Origin of the sequence: Rhodanobacter soli, from assembly GCF_040548735.1 — a bacterium.
GTDB lineage: Bacteria > Pseudomonadota > Gammaproteobacteria > Xanthomonadales > Rhodanobacteraceae > Rhodanobacter > Rhodanobacter soli_A.
In genome coordinates this window covers 197,868-220,513 of the sequence record NZ_JBEPSD010000003.1, presented here as the reverse complement: position 1 = coordinate 220,513, position 22,646 = coordinate 197,868, and the positions used below count along the sequence as shown (strand labels likewise).

Genomic DNA, 22,646 nt, shown 5'->3' with positions numbered 1-22,646 from the left:
AGCGAAGGCATGCTGCCGCTGCAAATCCATCTCACCTTGCCGCCGTGGATCGGTGACGTTGCCGATACCAACCGGCGTTACCAGAGCGACGAGGAGCGCGTGGGCCTCGCGATCGAGCTGTCGCGGCAGAATGTGGATCGCGGCGGTGGCGGCCCTTTCGGCGCGGCCGTGTTCAACAGCCACAGCGGCCGGCTGGTTGCCGTCGGCGTCAACCGCGTGGTGCCGCAAAGCTGCTCGGTCGCGCACGCCGAGATGATGGTGATCATGATCGCGCAGCAGCGGCTCAGCCGACACCGGCTGAACGAGGATGGCGGCCACTACGTGCTGGCCACCAGTTCGCAGCCGTGCTGCCAGTGCTATGGCGCTACCGTGTGGGCAGGCATCGACGAACTGCTGATCGGTGCGCGCTCCGAAGACGTCGAGGAACTCACCGAGTTCGACGAAGGCCCATTGCCGGCCGACTGGGTCGGCGAGCTGACCCGCCGCAACATCGTCGTGCGTCGCGACATCCTGCGCGACCAGGCCCGCGAGGTACTGGCCGCCTACGGCGCCACCGGCACACCGTATTGAGCCGCTGGCGTGCCGCGCTGCCGCTGGTCCTGCTGGTGCTGGCAGGCATCGTGCTGTTCGCCTCCGGCTCGCTGGACCAGTTGGGCCCGCACCAGCTGGTCGCGCACCAGGCCGAGTTGCACGCGCAGATCGCCGGGCACCCGTGGCTGACCCGGCTGGCCTTCATCGGGCTGCTGACGCTGACCGTGGCCACCGGGATCCCCGGCACTATCGTGGTGATCCTGGCCGGCGGCTTCGCGTTCGGCGTGGTCGACGCCACGCTGTGCTCGTCGGTCGGGCTCACCCTCGGCTCGCTGATCCTGTACCTGGCCAGCCGCTACGCGTTCGGCCCCGGCAGCCGCCAGCCGCCAGCCTTCGTGGCGCGACTGCACCACGGCTTCGAGCGGCACCCGGTGAGCTACACCCTGTTCCTGCGTTTCGTGCCGGTCGTGCCGTTCGGCGCGGTGACCGTGGCGCTGGCGTGGCTGCGCTGCCCGCTGTGGTTGTTCCTCGGCGCCAGCTGGCTCGGCGGCACCGTTTCGCTGATCTTCGAAACCTCGATCGGCGCAGGACTCGGCGACGCCATGGCCATGAGCCAAAGCGACAGCTTCGGCATCGCCCTGTTCATGCACCGCGAAGTGTTGCTGCCACTGGGCGCGATCGCCCTGCTCGCCCTGCTGCCGCTGCTGCTCGAACGCATCACCCGGCGCCACCGCCAGGGGAGCAGGCATGTCGACTGAACGCCGGGATCTGGCCTCGGCTTGGAGCGATCAGCGCCCCCAGGGACGCCATCAACCGGATCAGGCTTCTGTCCGTTTCGAACGGGGTGCGCCGGGGGCCCGGATGAACCGCTTCCCAGGCCAGGTCGAAAGATCCTGCCCAAGGTTCAACGGCACCGCCAAACGCCCCAAATCCGTAAATTGACTTTGATTCGGGAACATCTCATATTCCCCGCTAGGCATGGCGTTAGCCCGTGACGCAGCACACGGATAAGCTTGTCGGTCAACTGAAATAATACCGGCAACCCTAGGGGGGGAATATGCCAGTTTCGATCCACTCCGATCGGCGGTCCATGTCACCGGCGCACACGCGCTTGCGGCAGACGCAGGTCGAAACGCGCGCGCGCGGTTTCACCCTGATCGAACTGATGATCACGGTGGCGGTCATCGCCATCCTCGCCGCCATCGCCGTGCCCAGCTATTACCAGTACACCTTGCGCTCCAACCGCTCCGCAGCCGAGAGCTTCATGCAGGAAGTCGCCGGCGCGCAGGAGCGCTACATGGTCGACAGCCGGCAGTTCGCCGGCAACCTGAGCACGCTCGGCTACAGCGTGCCGAACACGGTGGCCCCCAACTACCAAGTCGATTTGGCCAAGACGGGCTCCGTTTCGGGCGGCACGCCACCGGGTTACACCATCACGGCGACGCCGATAAACAGCCAGGTCCGCGACACGGGCTGCGCCACGCTAATCCTCAACGACGACGGCAACAAAACGACCAGTACCGGCGCCACGAACTGCTGGAAATGAGCCATGCGCACATCACGTAGCCGCGGCTTCACACTGATCGAGATGCTGGTCACCCTGGCCATCTTCGCCGTGCTGCTGATGATCGCCATCCCCTCGATGCGGCCGTTCCTGCAGTCGCAAAGCGTCAAGAACGCCTCGATGGACATCAACTCCACGGTGGCGCTGGCGCGCAGCGAAGCGATCAAGCGCAACACCACGGTCGACGTGACGGCCAACAGTGCGACCGACTGGAGCCGGGGCTGGGTAGTCAGCCAGACCACCCCCGCCGCGACCATCCGCAAGCAGCCTGCCCTCAACAACATCGTCATCACGCCATCCAGCGGGAGTTTCAGCTTCGACGGCAATGGCCGGATGACCAGCACGGGTTCCACGTTCACGATCAAGCCCCTCAACAAGACCGGCTCGCAGCCGCTCTGCCTCACCGTCACGGTAGGCTCTACCGGCCGCGTCGAGTCCACCAAGGTCACCTGCACATGAAAAACCAGACCGGCATGATGCTGATCGAGGCGCTGGTGTCGCTGGTCATCGCAGCCATCGCCCTGCTCGGCACCGTCACCCTGATGGCGAAATCCACGCGCAGCGAGATGGAGTCGTACCAGCGAGTGCAGGCGTTGACCCTGGTGCAGGATATGGTCTCGCGCATCAACGCCAACCGGCAGGTCGCCGCGTGCTACTCCAATGGCGCCACCGGCGTCAGTACGACCAGCGCCCCCCTGCCTGTCTGCGCCACGGGCGCACCGACGCCCACGGTCAACCAGGCTGCCACCGCCAACGCCGATCTCGCCGCATGGAAAAGTGCCCTGCTCGGTTCCAGCGAGGTTTCCGGCAGCTCCAAGGTCGGCGCCATGATCGGGGCCGTGGGCTGTATCACCCAAGTCGACGCCGCCAACCAGATCTATCGCGTCAGTGTCGCATGGCAGGGCCTGATGCCCACCTCCACGCCCGTCCTGACGTGCGGGCAAGCCTCGATCCCCGGCACCAACCTGCGGCGCGTGATCAGCGTCGAAATCCAGATCGCCAACCTCACGACGACATGATGACCCCTCGCGCCCACGTCCAGCCCATGTCACATGCCCGCCATCAGGCGGGCATGTCCTTGATCGAGCTGATGATCGCCGTCGCCATCGGCCTGGCGCTGCTGGCCGGACTCAGTTCGCTGTACGTTTCCACCAGCAAGGCACGCGCGGAGTTCAACAAGACTTCCGAGCAGGTCGAGAACGGCCGCTATGCCCTGCAGTCCATCATGCGCGATATCGAGATGGCCGGCTTCTACGGCCGCTCCAGCCTGCCGGTCACCACGGCCAGCTACGCGCTGCCGGATCCCTGCGCCACGGCGCCGGCGTCAATGGGTTTCAGCACCAGTCCACTCACGGTACCGCTCCCGGTCTACGGGCCTGCACTGGCCGCCACCGTTCCCTCGTGCCTGGCGACAACCCTTCCGAACATGAAGACCGGCGCGGAAGTCCTCACGGTCAGCTACGTCGCCGGCAGCACCACCGCCACGCCTGACGGTACCAATTACTACCTGCAGCGATCCAGTTGCGAAACCGACAGCGTGTCGATGGTCTATAGCAAGAGCGCCAGCGCCTTCACGCTACACACCAAGGCACCCATTGCCGGCAACGCCTGCAGTACCACCGGCACGACAGCCGAGCTGCGCCAGTACGTCGAGCGCACCTACTATGTGGCCACCTGCGATGTGTGCAGCGGCGCCGATACCACACCGACGCTGAAGATGGCCGAGTTCGCGAATGGCGCGATCCGGGTCTCCTCGCTGGTCGCCGGTATAGAGGACGTCCACTACACCTACGGCATGGACCTCGACAACAACGGTTCGCCGGACTGCTACGTCGACAACCCATCCGACATCAGCGCCGTCCCCGCGGCCTGCACGGCGGCGGCGGCGGCCGCCACTTATGCATGGACTGCGTCGGCCACCGCCAACTGGGCCAACGTCACCGCCGTGCGCATCAACCTGCTTTCGCGCAATCTCGACAACACCGCCAGTTGGACTGACACCCGCACCTACGACCTGGGTCGCGCCGCGGTGAACGGCCCGTATGGCGACCACTACAAGCGGCACGTCTACGGTACCGTCGCGCGCATCTGGAACACGGGCGGCCTGAGGGAGAACCAGTAGTGATGAAGACTCCTTCAGCCCACGCCTCGCAGCGCGGCTTCACCTTGGTGATGACGCTGATCTTCCTGATCATCTTCATGCTGTTCGCCATTTCCATGGTCAGTTCGAGCATGATCAACACCAAGGTGGCGGCCAACCAGCAGTACCGGCTGGAAGCCGGTACCGTGGCGCAGCAGGGTATCGAGCAGGTGATAAGTCAGCCGTTCATCCGGCTGCCAATCACCACTATTACCCCCGTGGCGGTCGACGTCAACGGCGACGGCACCACGGATTTCACCGCCCAGGTCGCGCCTCCCGCCTGCCTCGACAGCAAGGTGATCCCGAACGCGTCCCTGCCAGTGGGCGACGTGTGCAAGGTGCCAAACAACCCCAACGGCAACCTCATCCTGCCCGGTCCGGCCTCCTCGGTATCCCCACCGCCAGCGGCACCCTCGATGTGCTCCGCGACGCAGTGGGACATCCAGTCCAGCGTCACCGATCCGAACAACACCGCCGTCGCGGTCACCGTGCATCAAGGCGCCTCCGTGCAGGTGCCGATCGGTACGAATTGCCCTTACTAACCTCTTGTATCCGCTTCCCGCGGAGGAACCGTCATGCCACACGCGCGCATCGTCTCGAACCACAGGCTGCGTAGCTTCGTTCTGATCGCCGCAGCCCTGATGCTGCCGGGCATGGCCAGCGGCGAGGATATCTCCCTATATACCGGTACGCCGACCGGCGGCGGCAAACCGAATGTCCTGCTTGTCATGGACAACGCCGCGAATGGCAACTCGGCCACCACGATAGCCCCCGGCAGCAACTGTCCTTCCTGGATAGCCACCAATCCCAAAGCGCACGACTTCGAACAATGCGCGCTGTACAACCTGATCGGCTCGATTGGCTCGTCGACCAGCCCGTTGAACGGCCAGGTCAACATGGGCTTGATGATGTTCAATCCGGCCAATGGCGGACTGTTCTACTATCCGAGCCCCACGCCAACCGCACCCGGCCCCCTTCCCCTGCTGGACACCGCTGGCGCAGCCACTTTTCAGAACTGGATCATGGGAACCCCCGGAGGGGCGACGGGAATCGGCCCCGGCACGGCTGCTGTTTACACCAACTCCAACAACCTGGATGAATCCATGGAGGAAGCCTGGGCCTACTACACCGCCAGCACGGGCTTGTCCCTAACCAGGTACAGCAAGTCAATCTCGGACAAGTGCCAAAAGCTCTTCATCATCTATCTGGCCAATGTGACCGGCAGCAATGCACCCAAAACACCAAGCAGTGCCTCGCTCGCACAATCATCTCTGACGATAGCCAATGGTGGAACCACCCCACCGATCATCCCGTTGAATCCCCCGGGCGACCAGCAAAATTGGGGCGATGAGTGGACGCGCTTCATGTACAACGCCGATCTTTCCGGCATCTCTTCCTCGGTCGCGCATAACAACCAGAACATCATTACCTACACCATCGCCGTTTCAGATGGCTGCGATCAACCATCGGGCAATAAAAAGGCGGATCAGAAATGCATCGATCACATCAATCTGATCAAAAGCATGGCCGGGAACGGTGGCGGTAAATATTTCTATGTAAGTGGGGGTGATGTGGCTGGCCTGATCAAAGCGCTAACCACGATCTTGACTGAAGTACAAGCGACCAACAGCGTGTTCGCTTCGGTGAGCCTGCCGGTCAGCGTGAACGCCCAAGGCACCTCGCTGAACCAGGTGTATGTCGGCATGTTCCGCCCGGATGCCACCGCCGCCCCGCGCTGGGCAGGCAACCTCAAGCAGTACCAGCTTGGCTTCGACTCGAACAACAACGTTCAGCTTGAAGACTCGCTGAACCAGCCGGCGATTACCAACAGCGGCACCGGCTTCATTACCCCCTACGCGCTCAGCTTCTGGACGGCGGACCGGCAGACCGGCACCACCACTGGCACCCCCACTACCACCGGCACCGGTACCGGCACCGGTACGCGCAACGGCCCGTTCACCATCAACTCTAGTGGCTATACCAGCACCCTCGTCACCAACTGGCCACCCAACGGCTTCTGGATCAACAATGCGACCGGTGCCGGTGGGGCATTCGACGCCCCCGACGGCCAGATCGTCGACAAGGGCGGCGTCGCCGAGATGACCCGCGCGGACTATCTCACTGATCAGACGAGCCGCGTGATCTATACCTGCACCACGGTGGGCGGCTGTCCCACCACAGGTACGCTGCCCACATTCGATGCCACCACACTGGGCAGCAGCACCGCTTTCGGTACTACGACGACCGCCGATACGACGACCCTGATCAACTGGGTCCGCGGTACGGACAACAACACCGGCACCGGCGCCGAGACCCAGAAAGGGCCCGGTACCCCGGTCACCGTGCGTCCGTCCATCCACGGCGACGTGCTGCACTCGCGACCGGCAGTCGTCAACTACGGCGGCTCCATCGGCATCGTGGTGTTCTACGGCTCCAACGACGGCGTCTTCCGTGCCGTCAACGGCAACAAGGATGCGACGGCCCCTGGCGTCATCACCATGTCCCCAATAGCCCCGGCAACCACCGGACGCCTGGTGCGCCCCGGCGGCGAGCTATGGTCGTTCATCGCCCCGGACTTTTTCGGCAAATTCCAGCGTCTGCGCAACAACACTCCGGGGCTCACGCTGGATTACCCCGCCACCAGCAGCGGCAAGGACTACTTCTTCGACGGTACCACCACGGTGTACCAGGACCTGCGTGTCGCCGCCAGCCCGAAGACCTACCTCTACCTCACGGCGCGTCGTGGCGGCCGCCTGATCTATGCGTTCGACGTCAGCGACCCGACCAAGCCACCGGTATTCATGTGGAGCAAGACGAACGCCGACATTGCTGAACTCGGCCAGACCTGGTCACAGCCCAAGCTGGCCTTGGTCAAGGGGTACAAGGATGTCAGCGGCAATCCCATTCCCGTGGTCATCATGGGCGGTGGCTATGACACTGCCGAGGACACCGACCCGGTAGCCGTTGCCGATACCATGGGACGCGCGATCGTGGTGCTGGACGCTTTCACCGGTGCCAAGGTGTGGATGGCCGCGCCATCCTGCGCTGGCGTAACCGGCGCCTGCAGCACGGTCGCCGGCATGACCTATGCGATCCCTGCCGACATCACCTTGCTGGATCGCGACGGCGATGGTTATACCGATCGCATTTATACCGGCGATCTGGGTGGCAATATCTGGCGTGCCGACATCAATGACACCGATCCAACCAAGTGGGCGGTGACCAAGATCGCCAGCCTCAGCGGCGGCACCAGCACCACTGCCCGCAAGTTCTTCTATCCGCCTGACGTTACCCCGACCGCCAGTTTCGACGCGGTCGTGGCCGCCAGCGGCGATCGTGAACATCCGCTGCTGGCGAATGCGTCGTCCACTGTGATCAACCGTTTCTACATGCTGAAGGACACCAACACCGGCACCAGCGTGGCCACCGGCTGGACCCCGATTACCGAGTCTGTGCTGACAGACGAAACCGGTGCCGCCGCAGGAACGACAGCGCCGTATTCCTCCACCAGCACCACGTCGGGCTTCTATGTCACCCTGGGCCAACCCGGTGATGGCGAAAAGGCCGTGAATGCGCCCTTGACGGTCGCGGGCTATACCTACTTCGGCACCAACACACCGTTTGATCCCAAAAAGAACCCCGACATGTGCTATCCGAACCTGGGTATCGCACGCGGATACGCGATCAACTTCCTGACCGGTGCGGGCCTGAACAGCAACGGTTACATCACCTTCGACGGTGGCGGCCTGCCACCCTCGCCGGTATTCGGCCTGGTCGAAATCACTCCCGGCAGCGGCGTGTACACCCCAGTCCTGATCGGTGGCGGCAACCAGACCGGATCCGCGGTAGGCGGCAACAACACCTCGGCGCTGGGCGCGAACAAAGTCACTCCGCCCAACACCGGCAAGCGCAAGCGCACCTACTGGTTCACCGAAGGCCTGAAATAGCCGCGGGGCTCGGCAGCAGGCGCGACCATCCAGTCGCGCCTGCGCCACGGCCTCGGGCGAGGCGGATCGCTCGTGATGGCCGTTGCTCCCCGCCTCCGGCGCAACGGCGCCACCCTATTCGAAATCGCGACGAATACAGGCCCCGCCGACCATGCGCCGCGAGGTGTCGTCGCCAGTGTCTGCTTCCCAAGGGTCGGCGGACGGATCGTCCCGGTGCAGCTGTCAATCTGCCCATTTCGCGCTAGTGTTGCGTCAGGTCCAGATCATCCGGATGCGCGGGCCAGGGTCGGACTGGCCCGGCGCGCTGACGTGGGGTAATTCAGGGGGAGGTAGGGGCGGATGGACATGGCGACCAACTCCTGGCTCGCACGCCTGTGGCAGCGCACGTCGCTGATGCAGCGGCTGGCCTTTGTGGCGCTGGTACCTGCCCTGATCACCGCCGCACTGCTGGTGACCTTCCTGACGCAGCGCCAACTGTTCAATCTACGCCAGATGGCGCGCAGCAATGCCGAGACGATCGCCACGCAGGCGGCCTCGATCAGCCTGCAGCCACTGCGCGCTATGCAGCTGCGCGAGCTGGTGCGGATCGCCGACTCGATCGGCGACCTGCCGCACGTGACGCGAGTGCAGATCCGCACCACCGCCGGCCAGATCCTGGCCGATCATCACGAGCCCGACGACAGCCGTGACCCACAGGAGACCCTGACCGTGGTGCGCGACGTGTTCGATCGCGACCAGTCCGGAAATACTGTGCTGGGTTCGGTGCTGCTGGACGTAAGCCTGCGCGACGCGATCGCCGCCCAGCACGCGAGCCTGCGCTACGCCCTGGCCGTCCTGCTGTTGAGCGTGCTCGTCGCCAGCGTGATCGGCTGGCAGGCGGCGAGCTGGATCAGTGCGCCGTTGCGCCACCTGGCCGGTGCCGTGCGCCAGCTTGGCCAGGGCTATCGCCAGGTGGCGGTGGCGGTGACCGACCGCACCGAGATCGGTGAGCTGCAGCAGGGTTTCAACCATGCGGCGGCGGCGCTGCACGACGTGCAGCGCGGCATGGAGCAGCAGATCGAACAAGCCACGCAGGAACTGGCCCGCAAGAATGCAGCGCTGGAAGCGGCCAGCCTGGCCAGGTCGCGTTTCCTGGCGGCTGCCTCGCACGACCTGCGCCAGCCGCTGTATGCGCTGACCCTGTTCTCCTCCGCACTGGCCGTGGACGAACACGACCCGCAGCGGCTGGACCGGATCGCCCACATCCAGGAATGCGTGCAGTCGCTCGACCACCTGTTCAGTGAACTGCTCGACCTGTCGCGGCTGGAAACCGGCGCGGTGCAGGTCGAGATCAGCGAGTTCCCGCTCGATGCTGTCCTCGCCGAGGTCAGCCGCAACTTCGACATGGTCGCGGAGCAGCGCGGGCTGCAGCTGACGATCCACCCTACCCGACTGTGGGTGCGCAGCGACCGCACCATGCTGACCCGCATCCTCAACAACCTGGTCAGCAATGCCCTGCGCTTCACCCGCCACGGCGGTGCGCTGATCGGCACCCGGCGCGCCGGCAACGGACGGATACGCATCGAAGTATGGGATACCGGCAGCGGCATCGCGCCGCAGCACCTGCCCAGCGTGTTCGACGAGTTCTATCGCATCGACGACCGTCCCGACGCAGGGCTTCATGATGATTCGCACTCGGGTCTGGGCCTGGGTCTGGCCACCGTGCAGCGGCTGGCGGAGCTGCTCGATACCGAGGTCCGGGTGAAATCCCGGCTCGGCCGCGGCAGCGTGTTCCACTTCCAGCTGCCGATCGCCACCGCACGCCCGGAACCGCCCGTACCCGACGACGAAGTATTCGCCGACCTGGCCGGCAAACGCGTGCTGGTCGTGGATGACGACCCGGCCATCCTTTCCGGCATCCGTTTCCTCCTGCGCAGTTGGGGCTGCGACGTGGAAGTGGCCGAGGATCGGCTGCAGGCGCTGGAGGCCATCGAGAACTGGCCCGGGCCACCCGACATCGTGATCTCCGACCTGCACCTGCGCGGCGGCGAACGCGGCCTCGACGTCTTCGCCGCACTCGACCAGCACTACCTGCGCGATGGCAACACGCCGTTCGCGCGCCTGCTGGTCACTGGCGAAACCCGCGTCGAGCGCCTGCGCGAGATCATCGCCGCGAAGATTCCGCTGCTGTACAAGCCGGTTTCACCGCAACAGCTGCGCAGTGCAATGTTGTCGGTGTGGGCCATCACCCGCGACGACGATTGAAGGCCAGGAACAAAAAAAGAGCGCCCGTCAGGACGCTCTGAAAACTGGTTCGTCCGTCTATTGAATGATCGCCCGCAAGCCATGCCCCGCAACGTTTTCAGAAATGGCGGACGGCAAGATGCCCCCAAAGATGCCCCCAGCACATCGCGGTGACTGCCTGATTCGGCCTGTTCTCAGGCTCGCCTTTGGGGCCGCAGAAACCGGCATGCCTCGCGCGCGTGCGCGATGCTGGCGGAAATGGGCACCCGCCTAGCTCCCTTCGCCGGCCATCATCTGTCGTCTGCGCTGGACGTGGTACGGGGTCAGCACGGCGTGCGCCTTCATGTCCGCCGATGGCCGGGCGTTGCCGTCCTTGTCCGTCCAGACCTTCGGGGTCAGCTCGCCGGCCAGCGTCACCGCCACGCGGCGCGCACCTACAGCGGCACCACGCGGAATATGTGATCGTGAGCCTGCCCGGAACGTCCTGGCCACGAACCGACCGATTTGCCTGGCAGCAGCCGGCATGGAGTCAGGGGGAACCGACGTTCCGGGCAGCCGTTTTAACGACGACGTCACAAAATTGTGCAGCTCCGTCTCACGGCGAGTGGAGACTATGCGCCTTGCCAACTGTTTTAATGTATGGCAAGCAAACTGCGACGTTTTTCCTATTGCCACCAAAATAACTGCGTGTCAATCTGTATGTGCGTCAGGGGGTGGTTTGGTCAGTTGGGTATTGTGAAGTTGTAAAGCTGCCATATCTCTGCTACCCTGATTAGCCGCCCACATGGGCGGCGTTTGTGTAGGTACCTTAGGAGAGATGTCATGGCCACCAATATGAAGAAAGCCCAAGAGCTGCTCTTCGACAGCCTTGGTGCGACCAATTTCAAGATGTACCCCGGTTTCAGTCGCGATTCGACGCCGGAAGAGATTGCGGGCGAGATCAGCAATGCTATCGAGCAGATCTCCGGTGGCGATTTCGACGAAGTCGCGCTCGTTTAATTGTTGGAGTTTCCTCAAGGATGAGTTACGCCGCGCTTCACGCCTACTGTCAACAGTTGCCAATTCCTGTCAGTCGCAAGCGGCTGTATCCCAAGCTCAAAGAGCTTTGCGGTGTCGATAATCTCAAGGTCTACAAGACCGGCATAAGCACCGAAAAGCTCTTGGGTTTCTTCGTGCGCCCCGGTGAGGGTATCGCCGGCCTCCCGAATTTGACCGCCGCTGCGCCAACGATCGTGGTCTCGCGTTCCCTGAACTACTGTTGGGAACGATTCGTCTGCATCAAGGAGATGATGCATCTCTTCGATGACGAGTTGCAGAAGCTGGGCACAGCCGAAGAGTTCGAATCGCTCATTACCGAAATGATCGGCCCCCTACTTAACCGCTCACTCGCTGGTGAGTCGGAAGTCATCGCGTTCTGGCGTGCTATGGGCATCATGTGCCCAGAAGCTCAGCGCCAAGAGTTTCATAGACTTCGTGATGCCAAGAAGATCACCGACTTGCAGATTGCTCAGAACCTTCGCATGCCTGAGCTGCATGTTCCGTCGCTCTTCGATCCAAACTACAAGGTGTTCATTACCCGCATCATGGGCTGAGGCCAGACGGCCTGTCAGCTTGCGTCGCTCTCCGGCGCGCTGTTCGGGCTGCGCCACTCAAGGCTGATCCGCGTCGTGAAGCCGCTGTCGCTCAGGCTGTGCTCGGCGCGCACGGTGGTCCACGGGGTGGCGTCGATCTCCGGTTTCCAGCCGCGTAGCGTGACCGGGCGGCCGGGGTACAGATCCGCGCGGCCGCGGGCGAGGGTGAGGTCGAAGCTCACGGTGCCGCGCTGCAGGCGCTGGTATTCGCTGCGCGCAGGGCGTTGGCGCGGTTGCTGTACGTGGTGCGCAGGGTCTTGAGGCCGTGGCCGTCGTCGGTGCCCACGAGCACGGTTTCGGTGGTGGCCTTGGCCTGGTCGTCGTACTGCGCGCGCACGCCACTGTAGGCTTGCCGATCCGCCGCGTGGTAGCGATGTTGGTCGCCGGCGGCGCGGGTGAGCACCACGCCCGGCACGGCGGCGTCGGTGGCGTTGCTGGCGGCGCCTTCCTTCGGGTCGGCGGCAAGTCTGCCGCTCAGCAGGGCATCAATCATGGTCGGCTTCTTCGGGTCGCGGAATGGTGCCGCCGGCCTTGCGCACGAAACACCAGGGGCACCCCAGCGCACGCGGCCACCCGTTCACTACCGGCAGCACGGCAGCAATGTCAGGATGAATGAATACCGGGCCACAGCGCGCGCAATAGATCGCCGCCGTGTCGCCCACAGCCACCTTCCCCGCCTGCCGTGTCGCAGTGTCATCCAGCGCCACCAGGTAAGCGCGCAGGGCATCGGCAGGGAAGCCCGCGCAGTCGGCCAGGTCTGCCGTGGTAAGTCGGTGGATGATGGCGCGATCCAGTTCCAAATCGTCCGCCAACGCCAGCAGGGCGGCGCGCATCCGGTCACGGTCGCCGCGCGCTGCCGAGCGCGATATCAGCGGTTGCGCTCTAGCCTTGTGCTTTTCGGCGGGGACAATGGGGACAGTGGGGACATGGCTTGCCACAAGGGTTTGCGACGTCCCCACCTTTGGGGACAACGTGGGGACAGTGGGGACAATGCCCCACTCGCGCAGAATGTCGGCGACGCTCATGCTTCACCCCACAAAGCCGGCGTGATGACGTAGACGCGCGGGGATCGCCCATCCGGCAACCGGGGTTTGCAGGTCAGCCGCCCATCGCCGCCCACCTGTAGCGCACCCGCGCCAGCCAGCACCTTTGCCACTGCGCCCGCATCGAAACCCGCGCACACCTCGCGCTTGAACGCCTCGCTCTCCACGTAGTAGGCAGGGCCGTCGGGGCCATCCTTGCGAAAGCCCGCGCGATTGATCGTCACCCGGTCGCCGGGTTCGCCATGCCATGCCGTAAACCGCGACTCTCCATGCGCCGACAGAAACGCGCGCACTTGATCCAGCATCGCCGCCGGCTCACTCGCGCCCGCCGTGCCGCGCCCTTCCATCCATGCGCGGAAGCATGCGGCCGCTGCGCGCTTCGCTTCGTCCACCTGCCAGCCAGTCAATCGGTAAGCCGTCGCCAGTTCGCCCGCCGCCGCTACCAGCGCGAACCGCTGGGCGACGCGCCGCACTTGCCCGTCCGCGTGGTCGCTGGCCAGCTCGGCGGCAATGGTGTCGCGCAGCTTCGCCAGTGCATCGCGGGCCTTCGCAGGATCAGCAACCAGGGCATTCAGGAAGGCCGGCAGTGCGTGGCCGTGATGCTTGGCACTGGCAGCCGCCAGCGAGTCGGCAAAGGCGCCAGCCGTCATGTCATAGGGCAGCACGTCGAACAGGCCATGCCCCGCGCCGGCATCGGCGGGCAGGTCGATAACGCGCACTTCCTGCCCCGCGCAAACCTTGCCGCCCGCTTGCGTCACCAGATCGGACAGCGCCACCTCACCGGACGACAGGAACAGCAGACGCCATGTAGTCAGCGCACGCGGCGAGCCGTCACGCGCTGCGCGGCCTTTGCCTTGTCCGTTCGCCAGCATGTACGCGGTTTGCCCCGCGATCTTCGGGGCCAGCTCGCCGATTTCGTCCAGCACCAGCAACAAGCCCGAGTGCATGCCGGCCACGCCTTCCAGCCCGTTATCCGTGTGCCTCCACGTCCGCACGTAGTCCGGTGCACCAAACAGGGAAGCGGCCACCCGTAGGGCCGTGGTCTTGCCGGTGGAACTGCCGCCGCGCAGGTGGAAGCCGCCGCCGTCCATGCGCAACAAATCCAGGCACGGGCCAGCGAAGCCCAGCGACACGGCCAGCACCAGCCGCGCATTGCCCGCGCATCGGGTCGATACCTCGCCGATCCATCCGGCCAGCGTCCCGCCCTTCCCCAGCGTCACGCCGTCCAGTGTCGCCGCCTGATAGTGGACGGGTTCGGCGTCGGTGTCGCCGAAGGTTTCGCGGGGCAACACGAACGTATCGCCATGCCAGCCGGTGCGCGTCACGCATCGCGCCGTGACGTCGGGGCGAGCCTGCCCGATGTAGTTCACCAGGCGCGCGCGGTCACGCCCGGATGATGTGATGGTCAGTCCTTCGGCCAGCAGTTCGCCGCGCAGCTCTTCGCCGTTGCCCGCCAGCATGCGCATGGGCATCGTCCAGCGGTGCAGCAAGCCGTCGCGGTCGGAGAACACCAGCATGCGGCCCCACGCGCTGCCTTGCGCGTCGCGCGTCATGGCGGCCACTTGCAGCGGTGAGCATATCCACGTCGGCGCGGCCTGCCCGGTTACTTCGCCGGCCTTGTTGCGTGCCACGTCCAGCCAGTAGACGCCCACTTGCCGGCCATCGGCTGGCGCTTCCAGCAACTCGAAGCGCGGACGCGGTACGGGCCTGTCCCCAGCGTCCCCACTTCCCGATTCAACGTGGGGACGGCTCAAGCCCTTGTGTGATGCGGCGTCCCCACTGTCCCCACTGTCCCCAGTCGATTGCACAGGGGTAGCAGCACGCACCGTCTGCCGGATCGCCGTGGCCAGCGGCTGGCGCGGCATCCGTTGCAACAGCGCCAGCTCCCGGGCTTCCTTCGCCTCAAGGTCGCGAATGTAGGTCTCGGCCGTCATGCCAACACCTCGCGCGCCCGTGCAATGCGTTCCTCAGCCAGCGCCAGCCGCTCCACGTCACCCGCTGGCAGCACCTTGCCGGCCAGCACGTCACGCATCGCCAGCAGCACCACGGATGCCTCTCGCGCCAGCACCGGCAATGCCGCCGCCCAGCTCGACCGCTTGAACGCCTCACGCGTCGTGCGCCGGCCTTCGGGACTGGCGTCCTTGATCCGTTCGGGGAACAGGTCGGCCAGCTCCAAACCCAGCGCTCCGAGAATGGTCGGCGTGTCGTGGCAGGCGAAACACGCCAGCAGGATGCGGCCGTCGTCCGCTTCGGTGATAGACAGCGAGCCGCGCGCCTTCGAGTGTGCCGGGTTCGGACAGTTCGCCCGCCAGCCGGGGCCAGCGCGCCGCACGTTATCCAGCCGCGAAAGCAATAGGGCGGCGTTCATGCGTGCACCCCCAGCACGAACAGCAGGCACAAGGCGACGATGAACACGACGATGGCGCACTCGTGGCAGGCGTCTAGGCGCTCGGCGAAGCGATACACTCGACGCCAGACAGTGCGCAACACCTTGCCGCCTCGAAGTTCCCGCTTCGGGGCGGTGCTGCTTTTGGGGCGGGTCATGCTGCCTCCCCGGCCAGTGACTCGGCGAAGGCCAGCACGTCGGCGGCACGCCAGACGGTAACGCCAGCACTCAGGCGGATGGGTTGTGGTGCCTTGTTGGCCTTGACCCAGCTCCACCACGTCGCGGCAGAGACGGGGATGATTCCCGGCGTGCGGGTACGCCGATTGTTGGCGATTTCAGAAACGCGCAGGTAAGCGCGGGATGCGACGACTTCGGATGACATATGACCGACCTTTGCTCATTTAGGACGGTCTTTACGGTATGTGCCTGAAATGGGCATGTCCTCCCACGAGCTAGCACGATCCTTGCGCAGCTAGCACGATGCGCACTGCGCTAGCTCAGTGCCTATTTTTGGACTTCTCGACGGCCCACTTCCTCGCCCATCTCTCGACGGTCGTCGGGCTTTCCAACACCGGATATTTGTCGCAGACAAAGCGGGCAAAGGCCGCGCCGGATTTGTGCAAAGTCTTGCCGGCTTGCCAGTCGCTCCACAGCTTGAACGCTTCCGCCTTTGCTGCTTGTTTCGGGTCTCTGGCGAGCTTCGCACCAGCGTTCAAATACGCACGCGTAACGGGATCAGCAAGGATGTCTAGCGCTTCCGTGTGAGCTTCATGTAGCCGTTGGTACATCTCGGCCTTGACCTCGCACAATTCAATCTCTTTGTCCTTGGCATACTTGGCAAACACGCCACGCCACAGGAAGGAGCCCTCAAGTAACGCGGCTGCCACTTGCGCAAGCTCTTCGTGATCCCAGTTCCTCAATTCACTCGCAAGCTTCTTGCGTAACTGTTCACGGCTTGCACTGTCAGGAACGCTTGCAGGCGCGATCGTACCCGCTGGAAATCCGTCGGGGACGACAAAGCCCGCGTGGCGCGCGAAGTAGTCACCAAGCCCTAACCCATCCGCGCGGGGATCGCGCGGCGCTTGGATGCCGGCGAGCTTGTTCTTCCATTCCTTTGCCACAGCGCGCACCTCTGCGCCCTTCAAAAGGTGCCGCGCCAGCCGGGGAAGGTGCCCGGTGTTCGGGGATCAGCCTAGGCGCGGCGTGAAACGATCAGCTTGCCTTGCGCTTGAACGGCAATACCTCGCCGCCAGCGCGCAGCGTGTCCAGATAGTCCGCCCATCCCGCCATCATCTTGCGGCGTTCGGCAAGGTGTGCGGTGCGGTTGTACGCGCGGCCGTTCGGGTCTTTCACGGCATGCGCCAACTGGTGTTCGATGAAATCCGCACGGTAGCCCAGCACTTCGTCCAGCATCGTGCGTGCCGTGGCGCGGAAGCCGTGGGCGGTCATGGTTTCCTTGTCGAAGCCCATGCGACGCAAGGCGGCATTCACCGCGTTGTTGCTCAGCGGGCGACGCGGCGAACGGCCACCCGGAAAGACGTACTGCCCGCGTCCGGTCAGCGGATGCAACTCGCGCAGGATCGCCACGGCCTGATTGCACAGCGGCACTAGATGCGGCTGGCGCATCTTCATCTTGCCGGCGGGGATGTTCCACTCGCCCGCGTCCATGTCGATTTCCGCCCACTCCGCATGCCGAAGCTCGCCGGGGCGCACGAACAGCAGCGCGGACAGCTTCAAGGCTGCGCGCGTCACCACGTCGCCCGAGTAGCCCTCGATGGATCGCAGCAGGCCGCCCAGTGCGACGGGATCGGTAATCGCCGCGTGGTGGCTCCCAGCCGGCGACGCCAACGCACCGCGCAGATCAGCCACGGGGTTGCGCTCGGCACGCCCGGTGGCGATGGCATAGCGCATGATCTGCCCGCAGACCTGCAACGCGCGATGCGCCGATTCCACCGCGCCGCGTTCCTCGATCCTGCGCGCCACCTGCAACAGCTCCGGGGCGCTCAACTCCGCCACCGGCCGCCTGCCGATGTACGGATAGACGTCACTGCCTAGCCGCGCCTCGACCTTCACCCGGTAGCTCTCGACCCATGTTTGCCGTGCGGCCCATTCGCGCGCGATGACCTCGAAGCTATTGGCTGCGCGTTCCTCGCCTGCCGCTTTCTCGGCCTTGCGTTGCTCGCCCGGATCGACGCCGGCCGCCAGCAGCTTGCGTGCCGCGTCGCGCTTGTCGCGGGCATCAGCCAGGCCGGTGTCGGGATAGATGCCCAGCGCCAGCCGCCGTTCTTTGCCGTTGAATCGGTACTTGAGCCGCCACAGCTTGCCGCCAGCTGGCGAAACTTCCAGATACAAGCCGCCTCCGTCGAACATGCGTGCGGGCTTGTTGGCCGGCTTGGCCTTGCGGATCGCGGTATCGGTGAGCATGCGGCATCCTCGTTGGGGACATCGCACCAGGAAGGAATGCCCCATGCCCCCGAGAATGCCCCCAGCTGGGGGCAGATTGCAATGGATGCCCCCGGACAGTACCGGACAAGGAAAAGGCCGGAAGCCTTGATACTGCGGGGCTTACCGGCCTTTATTGGATGCCATTGGATGGCGAATTGGTGGGTCGTCCGGGACTCGAACCCGGGACCAATAGATTAAAAGTCTACTGCTCTACCAACTGAGCTAACGACCCATCATTGCAAAACTCAAGCAGACAATTTTACGGGCTGGGCGGCAGCGGCACAAGCAAGCGCACCGGGACGCTCAGGCGTAGCGCGTGGGATCGGCCAGCCCTGCCTCGCGGAAACCCTGCGCGCGCAGCCGGCAGGCGTCGCAATGGCCACAGGCGCGGCCGTCACTGTCGGCCTGATAGCAGCTGACCGTGGCCGAGAAATCCACGCCAAGACGCTGGCCCTCGCGCGCGATGTCGGCCTTGCTCATGCGCATCAACGGTGCATGGATGCGGATGCCGGCACCTTCGACGCCGGCCTTGGTGGCGACGTTCGCCAGGGCCTCGAACGCCTCGATGAAGGCGGGGCGGCAATCCGGGTAGCCCGAGTAGTCGACCGCGTTGACCCCGCACCAGATGTCGCTGGAACCGAGTACCTCGGCCCAACCCAGCGCGATCGACAGCATGATGGTGTTGCGCGCCGGCACATAGGTCACCGGGATGTCGCCGCTGTCGACAGTATCCAGCGGCACGTCGATATCGGCGGTGAGCGCGGAGCCGCCAATGCTGCGCAGGTCGATGCCGACGGTCTTGTGCTCGACCGCGCCGAGCATCTCAGCGACGCGATCGGACGCGGCCAGCTCCGAGTTGTGGCGCTGGCCGTAGGCCACGCTCAGTGCGTGCACCTGGTAACCCTGCTCGCGCGCCAGCGCGATGGTAACGGCCGAATCCATGCCGCCGGAAACGAGCACGACGGCTTTTCGGGGGGAGTTATCAGACATGTCTTGCATCCACACAGGTGCGGCCGGTCACCGGCCGGAAGCGCCACCGGCAACACAGGCCGACGCGCGGAGTTATTGTCGCTTGCGGCGATATGGCCACCTTTTACCTTCCGGCCGCGTCGTTCCACAGCAGCTTGTGCAGTTGCAACTGGAAGCGCACATCCAACTTGTCGGCGATGATCCATTCGGCCAAGTCGCGTGGCTCGACCGCACCGTGCACCGGCGAAAACAGCACCATGCAGCGCTCCGTCAGCGCATGCTCGGCCAGCATCGCGCGCGCCCATTCGTAGTCGGCGCGGCTGGCGATGACGATCTTGATCTGGTCGTGCGGCAGCAGGTGGTCGAGGTTCGCCCACAGATTGCGCTGGCTCTCGCCCGAATCCGGCGCCTTCAGGTCCATCACCTTGCGCACGCGCGGGTCGACCATGGAGACGTCCAGCGCACCAGAGGTTTCCAGCGACACTTCGTAGCCCGCGTCGCACAGCTTGCGCAGCAGGATCAAGCAGCGCTTCTGCGCCAGCGGCTCGCCGCCGGTCACGCAGACATGCCTGGCACCATGCGAGGCGACCTCGGCAAGGATGTCGTCGATCGCATGCCAGTTGCCGCCGTAGAACGAATACTCGGTATCGCACCAGACACAGCGCAGCGGGCAACCGGTGAGGCGCACGAACACGGTGCGCCAACCGATCGCGTCGGCCTCGCCCTGGATCGAGTGGAAGATCTCGGTGATGCGCAGGCGCTCCGCGACGGCCGCTGCAGGCGTACCGGACGCCTCGCGCACGTCATTGCCGCTCATATCGCTACCGCTCAGTTGCCCGACTGCAGTTGCAGGCGCTGCAGGCGTTCCTGGGCCAGGCTGGCCACCTTGGAACCCGGGTACTTGGTGGTGACCTTGGTCAGCGTGGCCTTGGCCGCCGCAGTCTGCTTGAGCTCGAGCTGGCTGTAGCCGACCTTGAGCAGCGCGTCGGGTGCCTTGTCGCTCTGCGGGAACTGGCTGAGCAGCTGCTGGAACGACTCCAGCGCGACCGGGTAATTGGTGGTGGCGTAGTACGACTCGCCAAGCCAGTACCAGGCATTCGGCGCCAGCGCATGGTTCGGGTACTGCTGGATGAAGCTGCGGAACTCGCGCGAGGCTTCCACGTAATTACCCGCGCGAATCGCCTTGAACGCCACGTCGTAGGCAGCCTGGGCCGCTGCCGGATCGCCGGCGGCGGCGCTGCTGCCGGCAGTGACCGGCTGGCTCGCCGTGTTGCTCGCAGCCGCGGCAGCACTGCCCGCGGCGGCCGGGTTGCCGGCAGCCTGTGCCTGCGGATTGCCGCCCGTGGCGGCGGCGGCACCTGTACCGCCACCCTCGAGACGGCCCATACGGGCGTCGAGATCGGTGTACTGGGCCTTGTTCTTGTCCTCGAGCGTCTGCAGCTGGTGCTGCAGTTCCTCGATCTGTCCCTGCAACTGCTGCACCTGTGACTGCAGCTGCTGCATCTGGTTGACCATGCCGGTACCGGACTGGTCCTTGTTCTGTGCCTGCTGTTCCAGCCGCGTGACGCGATCGGCGAGGCTCAACCGCGAGTCCTGCGCGAATGCCGGGAACGCGAACAGCATGGCGGACGCGATAGCGCCCGCCATGCTGAACCTGGCTGCAAAGCTGTTAGCCAGTCGCTTCATCATTACTGCGCCGTGTAGACGATCTCGACGCGGCGGTTCTTGCTCCAGCAATCCTCGTTGTGCTCACGGCACACCGGCTTCTCTTTGCCGTAGCTGATCACTTCGAGCTGGCTGGCCGAACCACCGTTGGCCTGCAGCGCGTCGGAGACGGCATTGCCACGACGCTCGCCGAGGCCCAGGTTGTACTCGCGGGTGCCGCGCTCGTCGGTGTTGCCTTCGAGACGGATGTGCGAGGTCGGGCGGTCCTGCAGGTACTTGGCGTGGCACGCCATGATCTGCTGGAACTCCGGCTTGATTTCGGTCTTGTCGAAATCGAAGTACACGACGCGCTGACGCAGGCAGGCATCGGTATCGAGGTCGGCAGGGGTGTACTTGCCATCAGACACGGGAGCCTGGGTCGGAGCAGCCTGCTCCGGAGCGGGCTGCGGTTTGACTTCCTGCTTCTTGGAGCAAGCGGCCGCGCCTACGCAGAGCAGGGCAACCAGGGCGACGCGAACGGTCTTATTCATGGTGACGTTCCTTACGGGTTGAGTTCCGACAAACGATGACGACTGAGGTTACGGGACAGCTGACGCCGGTTGACCGGCTGTTATTTTGACACGTGAAAGTTCGACAGTGCGTGATTCTGCACGGTCGCCCTGACTGGCCATGACGCGGCAAAGCGCCACAACCGGAAACCGAAACGCGCCGCGAAGGCGCTGTCCGGGCCCAATCCCTGGGCATCATGTTGCCGCACTTGCGTGCAGCAGCATGAAAAATTCAACGTTGCCGATATGGCCCCCAGGCGGGTTCGCGCACGTCGCCATCGGAAAGTACGAGGCGCTGGCGAACCAGACCGTCAGCCGATACGGCGTACAACACGCCGCGACGTCCTTCGGTAGCGGCATACAGCAGCATGCTGGCATTCGGAGCAAAACTCGGGGACTCGTCGATCGGGCCCGGCGAGAGGAAACGCACCTGGTCACCCAGGCTGCGATCCATGACGGTAATACGATACACGTTCCCGTTGCCCTGCACCATGGCGATCTGTTTGCCGTCGTAGCTCACCGAGGCATTAAGGTTGCTCTGACCCTGGAAACTGATCCGCTGCGGCGTGCCGCCGCTGGCCGAAACCTGGTAGATCTGCGGCCGGCCGGAACGGTCGGAGGTGAAATAGATGCTCTGGCCATCGGGCGCCCAGACCGGCTCGGTGTCGATTGCCAGGCTGTTGGTCAGCCGGGTTTCGTGGCGGCTGGCCAGGTCCAGCACGAACAGCTCGAGGTTGCCGACGTAGGACAGCGCCACCGCCAGCTTGCTGCCGTCCGGCGACCAGGCCGGCGCACCGTTGATGCCACGGGGATGCGACTCGACCAGCTGGCGCGAGCCGGTGGTGATGTCCTGCACGTAGATCGACGAGTTGCCGCTCTCGAACGAGACGTAGGCGATCTTGCGGCCGTCCGGCGACCACGACGGCGACAGCAGCGACTCCTTCGAGCGCGCCACCACCTGCGGGTTGTAGCCATCCGAATCGGCCACGATCAGCGAATAGGTGGTGTTGTTGCCGAGGCCGACCGCGGTGATATAGGCGATGCGGGTCCAGAACGCACCGCGCACACCGGTGATCTTCTCGTAGACGATGTCCGCGATCTGGTGCGCCACGCTGCGCAGGTCGCCCACCGGCGCCGGCGGCATCTGCTGGTGCAGCAGGCTCTGCTGCTTGTTGACGTCCCACAGCTCGTATTCGACCTGCACCATGCCGTTGCCGGCATCCTGGACGTTGCCGACCACGATGTAGTCCTGCTTCAGCAGGCGCCAGGTGGCGAACTTGATGTCCGACCCCTTGGACGGGAACTCCACGATGTCGCTCTTGGCCAGCGAACGGAACTTGCCGGAACGGTTGAAATCGTTGCGCATCACGTCGGCGATGTCGGTCGACAACGGTGCCCCGCCGGCTTGCGCGAACGGCACCACCACGATCGGGGTGGCGGTCTTGACGCCACCGACGATGTCGACATTCAACGATTGGGCGGCCGCCGGGCCGGCGAACAACGCCACCGCGGCCAGCAGGATGACGGCGAAGCTTGAGCTGAATTTGCGCATGG

26 protein-coding genes and 1 tRNA gene are annotated in these 22,646 nt (G+C 64.7%); 11 read left to right on the top strand and 16 right to left on the bottom strand.

Annotated elements, in window-relative coordinates; genetic code table 11:
• The first annotated feature begins 9 nt into the window (after positions 1–9).
• From ABIE04_RS15040 to ABIE04_RS15000, 9 genes are all read left to right on the top strand, one after another.
• Positions 10–570: a nucleoside deaminase gene (locus ABIE04_RS15040; RefSeq protein ID WP_354551996.1), complete on the top strand. Its 561-nt coding sequence runs from the start codon at positions 10–12 to the stop codon at positions 568–570.
• The gene (locus tag ABIE04_RS15035) at positions 567–1,289 is read left to right on the top strand and encodes a TVP38/TMEM64 family protein (protein WP_354551994.1); all 723 of its coding nucleotides are present in this window, start codon (positions 567–569) and stop codon (positions 1,287–1,289) included. Before ABIE04_RS15040 ends, ABIE04_RS15035 begins: the two co-directional genes overlap by 4 nt.
• Positions 1,290–1,621: 332 nt before the next feature.
• Entirely contained in the window at positions 1,622–2,077 is a 456-nt protein-coding gene (locus tag ABIE04_RS15030; RefSeq protein ID WP_354551992.1) for a type IV pilin protein, read from the top strand.
• A gap of 3 nt (positions 2,078–2,080) precedes the next feature.
• A complete protein-coding gene (locus ABIE04_RS15025; RefSeq protein WP_354551990.1) occupies positions 2,081–2,554 on the top strand; it encodes a GspH/FimT family pseudopilin in 474 nt (157 codons plus the stop codon).
• 14 nt (positions 2,555–2,568) lie between these two features.
• Complete coding sequence (gene pilV / locus ABIE04_RS15020) at positions 2,569–3,114, top strand: type IV pilus modification protein PilV (RefSeq protein WP_354551988.1); 546 nt, start codon at positions 2,569–2,571, stop codon at positions 3,112–3,114.
• Positions 3,111–4,217 carry a PilW family protein gene (locus ABIE04_RS15015; protein ID WP_354551985.1) on the top strand — a complete coding sequence of 369 codons (1,107 nt, stop codon included), beginning with the start codon at positions 3,111–3,113 and terminating at the stop codon, positions 4,215–4,217. The genes pilV and ABIE04_RS15015 overlap by 4 nt, the downstream gene beginning before the upstream one ends.
• A gap of 2 nt (positions 4,218–4,219) precedes the next feature.
• Entirely contained in the window at positions 4,220–4,777 is a 558-nt protein-coding gene (locus ABIE04_RS15010) for a pilus assembly PilX family protein (protein WP_354551983.1), read from the top strand.
• A gap of 33 nt (positions 4,778–4,810) precedes the next feature.
• A complete protein-coding gene (locus ABIE04_RS15005) occupies positions 4,811–8,182 on the top strand; it encodes a pilus assembly protein (RefSeq protein ID WP_354551980.1) in 3,372 nt (1,123 codons plus the stop codon).
• A gap of 345 nt (positions 8,183–8,527) precedes the next feature.
• Positions 8,528–10,426, top strand: coding sequence for an ATP-binding response regulator (locus tag ABIE04_RS15000; protein WP_354551977.1), 1,899 nt, complete (start codon positions 8,528–8,530; stop codon positions 10,424–10,426).
• Positions 10,427–10,675: 249 nt separating this feature from the next.
• On the opposite strand, the gene ABIE04_RS14995 is transcribed toward ABIE04_RS15000, so the two are convergent.
• A complete protein-coding gene (locus ABIE04_RS14995) occupies positions 10,676–10,828 on the bottom strand; it encodes a hypothetical protein (protein ID WP_354551975.1) in 153 nt (50 codons plus the stop codon).
• A gap of 399 nt (positions 10,829–11,227) precedes the next feature.
• Here ABIE04_RS14995 and ABIE04_RS14990 point away from each other — a divergent pair, with 399 nt between their 5' ends.
• Together ABIE04_RS14990 and ABIE04_RS14985 are read left to right on the top strand one after the other, a co-directional pair.
• Positions 11,228–11,404, top strand: coding sequence for a hypothetical protein (locus ABIE04_RS14990; protein WP_354551972.1), 177 nt, complete (start codon positions 11,228–11,230; stop codon positions 11,402–11,404).
• Positions 11,405–11,424: 20 nt separating this feature from the next.
• Positions 11,425–11,997, top strand: a complete 573-nt coding sequence (locus ABIE04_RS14985; protein WP_354551970.1) for a hypothetical protein — start codon at positions 11,425–11,427, stop codon at positions 11,995–11,997.
• A gap of 14 nt (positions 11,998–12,011) precedes the next feature.
• On the opposite strand, the gene ABIE04_RS14980 is transcribed toward ABIE04_RS14985, so the two are convergent.
• The 15 genes from ABIE04_RS14980 to tolB all read right to left on the bottom strand — a co-directional run bounded on the left by ABIE04_RS14980 (position 12,012) and on the right by tolB (position 22,644).
• A complete protein-coding gene (locus ABIE04_RS14980; RefSeq protein WP_354551968.1) occupies positions 12,012–12,218 on the bottom strand; it encodes a hypothetical protein in 207 nt (68 codons plus the stop codon).
• Positions 12,215–12,529, bottom strand: a complete 315-nt coding sequence (locus ABIE04_RS14975; protein ID WP_354551966.1) for a hypothetical protein — start codon at positions 12,527–12,529, stop codon at positions 12,215–12,217. Before ABIE04_RS14975 ends, ABIE04_RS14980 begins: the two co-directional genes overlap by 4 nt.
• Positions 12,522–13,061 carry a hypothetical protein gene (locus ABIE04_RS14970; protein WP_354551964.1) on the bottom strand — a complete coding sequence of 180 codons (540 nt, stop codon included), beginning with the start codon at positions 13,059–13,061 and terminating at the stop codon, positions 12,522–12,524. Before ABIE04_RS14970 ends, ABIE04_RS14975 begins: the two co-directional genes overlap by 8 nt.
• Entirely contained in the window at positions 13,058–15,013 is a 1,956-nt protein-coding gene (locus ABIE04_RS14965; RefSeq protein ID WP_354551962.1) for a DUF927 domain-containing protein, read from the bottom strand. The genes ABIE04_RS14970 and ABIE04_RS14965 overlap by 4 nt, the downstream gene beginning before the upstream one ends.
• The gene (locus ABIE04_RS14960; protein ID WP_354551959.1) at positions 15,010–15,447 is read right to left on the bottom strand and encodes a hypothetical protein; all 438 of its coding nucleotides are present in this window, start codon (positions 15,445–15,447) and stop codon (positions 15,010–15,012) included. Before ABIE04_RS14960 ends, ABIE04_RS14965 begins: the two co-directional genes overlap by 4 nt.
• A complete protein-coding gene (locus tag ABIE04_RS14955) occupies positions 15,444–15,623 on the bottom strand; it encodes a hypothetical protein (protein WP_354551957.1) in 180 nt (59 codons plus the stop codon). The genes ABIE04_RS14960 and ABIE04_RS14955 overlap by 4 nt, the downstream gene beginning before the upstream one ends.
• Complete coding sequence (locus ABIE04_RS14950) at positions 15,620–15,847, bottom strand: helix-turn-helix transcriptional regulator (RefSeq protein WP_354551955.1); 228 nt, start codon at positions 15,845–15,847, stop codon at positions 15,620–15,622. Before ABIE04_RS14950 ends, ABIE04_RS14955 begins: the two co-directional genes overlap by 4 nt.
• 115 nt (positions 15,848–15,962) lie before the next feature.
• On the bottom strand, positions 15,963–16,586 hold the full coding sequence (locus ABIE04_RS14945) for a hypothetical protein (RefSeq protein WP_354551952.1): 624 nt from the start codon (positions 16,584–16,586) through the stop codon (positions 15,963–15,965).
• Between the two features lie 91 nt (positions 16,587–16,677).
• A complete protein-coding gene (locus tag ABIE04_RS14940; RefSeq protein ID WP_354551950.1) occupies positions 16,678–17,889 on the bottom strand; it encodes a tyrosine-type recombinase/integrase in 1,212 nt (403 codons plus the stop codon).
• Positions 17,890–18,066: 177 nt separating this feature from the next.
• Positions 18,067–18,142 (bottom strand) — tRNA-Lys (locus ABIE04_RS14935).
• A 71-nt stretch (positions 18,143–18,213) separates the two neighbouring features.
• Complete coding sequence (queC, locus tag ABIE04_RS14930; protein ID WP_354551947.1) at positions 18,214–18,900, bottom strand: 7-cyano-7-deazaguanine synthase QueC; 687 nt, start codon at positions 18,898–18,900, stop codon at positions 18,214–18,216.
• A 103-nt stretch (positions 18,901–19,003) separates the two neighbouring features.
• Positions 19,004–19,696 (bottom strand): 7-carboxy-7-deazaguanine synthase QueE, encoded by a 693-nt coding sequence (queE, locus tag ABIE04_RS14925; RefSeq protein ID WP_354551945.1) that lies wholly within the window; start codon positions 19,694–19,696, stop codon positions 19,004–19,006.
• Positions 19,697–19,707: 11 nt separating this feature from the next.
• Entirely contained in the window at positions 19,708–20,526 is an 819-nt protein-coding gene (gene ybgF / locus ABIE04_RS14920) for a tol-pal system protein YbgF (protein WP_354551943.1), read from the bottom strand.
• A gap of 41 nt (positions 20,527–20,567) precedes the next feature.
• Positions 20,568–21,074, bottom strand: a complete 507-nt coding sequence (gene pal, locus ABIE04_RS14915; RefSeq protein ID WP_354551940.1) for a peptidoglycan-associated lipoprotein Pal — start codon at positions 21,072–21,074, stop codon at positions 20,568–20,570.
• A gap of 250 nt (positions 21,075–21,324) precedes the next feature.
• Positions 21,325–22,644 carry a Tol-Pal system beta propeller repeat protein TolB gene (gene tolB, locus ABIE04_RS14910; protein WP_354551938.1) on the bottom strand — a complete coding sequence of 440 codons (1,320 nt, stop codon included), beginning with the start codon at positions 22,642–22,644 and terminating at the stop codon, positions 21,325–21,327.
• Positions 22,645–22,646: the final 2 nt, after the last annotated feature.

What these genes read in the sequence shown, in the direction of transcription:
- tolB (WP_354551938.1), bottom strand. Translation starts at nt 22,644, where the DNA reads ATGCGCAAATTCAGCTCAAGCTTCGCCGTCATCCTGCTGGCCGCGGTG.
- ABIE04_RS15000 (WP_354551977.1), top strand. Translation starts at nt 8,528, where the DNA reads ATGGCGACCAACTCCTGGCTCGCACGCCTGTGGCAGCGCACGTCGCTG.
- ABIE04_RS14985 (WP_354551970.1), top strand. Translation starts at nt 11,425, where the DNA reads ATGAGTTACGCCGCGCTTCACGCCTACTGTCAACAGTTGCCAATTCCT.
- pilV (WP_354551988.1), top strand. Translation starts at nt 2,569, where the DNA reads ATGATGCTGATCGAGGCGCTGGTGTCGCTGGTCATCGCAGCCATCGCC.
- ABIE04_RS14955 (WP_354551957.1), bottom strand. Translation starts at nt 15,623, where the DNA reads ATGACCCGCCCCAAAAGCAGCACCGCCCCGAAGCGGGAACTTCGAGGC.
- ABIE04_RS14950 (WP_354551955.1), bottom strand. Translation starts at nt 15,847, where the DNA reads ATGTCATCCGAAGTCGTCGCATCCCGCGCTTACCTGCGCGTTTCTGAA.
- ABIE04_RS15040 (WP_354551996.1), top strand. Translation starts at nt 10, where the DNA reads ATGCTGCCGCTGCAAATCCATCTCACCTTGCCGCCGTGGATCGGTGAC.
- ABIE04_RS15025 (WP_354551990.1), top strand. Translation starts at nt 2,081, where the DNA reads ATGCGCACATCACGTAGCCGCGGCTTCACACTGATCGAGATGCTGGTC.
- ABIE04_RS14965 (WP_354551962.1), bottom strand. Translation starts at nt 15,013, where the DNA reads ATGACGGCCGAGACCTACATTCGCGACCTTGAGGCGAAGGAAGCCCGG.
- queE (WP_354551945.1), bottom strand. Translation starts at nt 19,696, where the DNA reads ATGAGCGGCAATGACGTGCGCGAGGCGTCCGGTACGCCTGCAGCGGCC.
- queC (WP_354551947.1), bottom strand. Translation starts at nt 18,900, where the DNA reads ATGTCTGATAACTCCCCCCGAAAAGCCGTCGTGCTCGTTTCCGGCGGC.
- ybgF (WP_354551943.1), bottom strand. Translation starts at nt 20,526, where the DNA reads ATGGCGGGCGCTATCGCGTCCGCCATGCTGTTCGCGTTCCCGGCATTC.
- ABIE04_RS14990 (WP_354551972.1), top strand. Translation starts at nt 11,228, where the DNA reads ATGGCCACCAATATGAAGAAAGCCCAAGAGCTGCTCTTCGACAGCCTT.
- pal (WP_354551940.1), bottom strand. Translation starts at nt 21,074, where the DNA reads ATGAATAAGACCGTTCGCGTCGCCCTGGTTGCCCTGCTCTGCGTAGGC.
- ABIE04_RS14960 (WP_354551959.1), bottom strand. Translation starts at nt 15,447, where the DNA reads ATGAACGCCGCCCTATTGCTTTCGCGGCTGGATAACGTGCGGCGCGCT.
- ABIE04_RS15005 (WP_354551980.1), top strand. Translation starts at nt 4,811, where the DNA reads ATGCCACACGCGCGCATCGTCTCGAACCACAGGCTGCGTAGCTTCGTT.
- ABIE04_RS15015 (WP_354551985.1), top strand. Translation starts at nt 3,111, where the DNA reads ATGATGACCCCTCGCGCCCACGTCCAGCCCATGTCACATGCCCGCCAT.
- ABIE04_RS15010 (WP_354551983.1), top strand. Translation starts at nt 4,220, where the DNA reads ATGAAGACTCCTTCAGCCCACGCCTCGCAGCGCGGCTTCACCTTGGTG.
- ABIE04_RS14970 (WP_354551964.1), bottom strand. Translation starts at nt 13,061, where the DNA reads ATGAGCGTCGCCGACATTCTGCGCGAGTGGGGCATTGTCCCCACTGTC.
- ABIE04_RS15030 (WP_354551992.1), top strand. Translation starts at nt 1,622, where the DNA reads ATGTCACCGGCGCACACGCGCTTGCGGCAGACGCAGGTCGAAACGCGC.
- ABIE04_RS14975 (WP_354551966.1), bottom strand. Translation starts at nt 12,529, where the DNA reads ATGATTGATGCCCTGCTGAGCGGCAGACTTGCCGCCGACCCGAAGGAA.
- ABIE04_RS14940 (WP_354551950.1), bottom strand. Translation starts at nt 17,889, where the DNA reads ATGCTCACCGATACCGCGATCCGCAAGGCCAAGCCGGCCAACAAGCCC.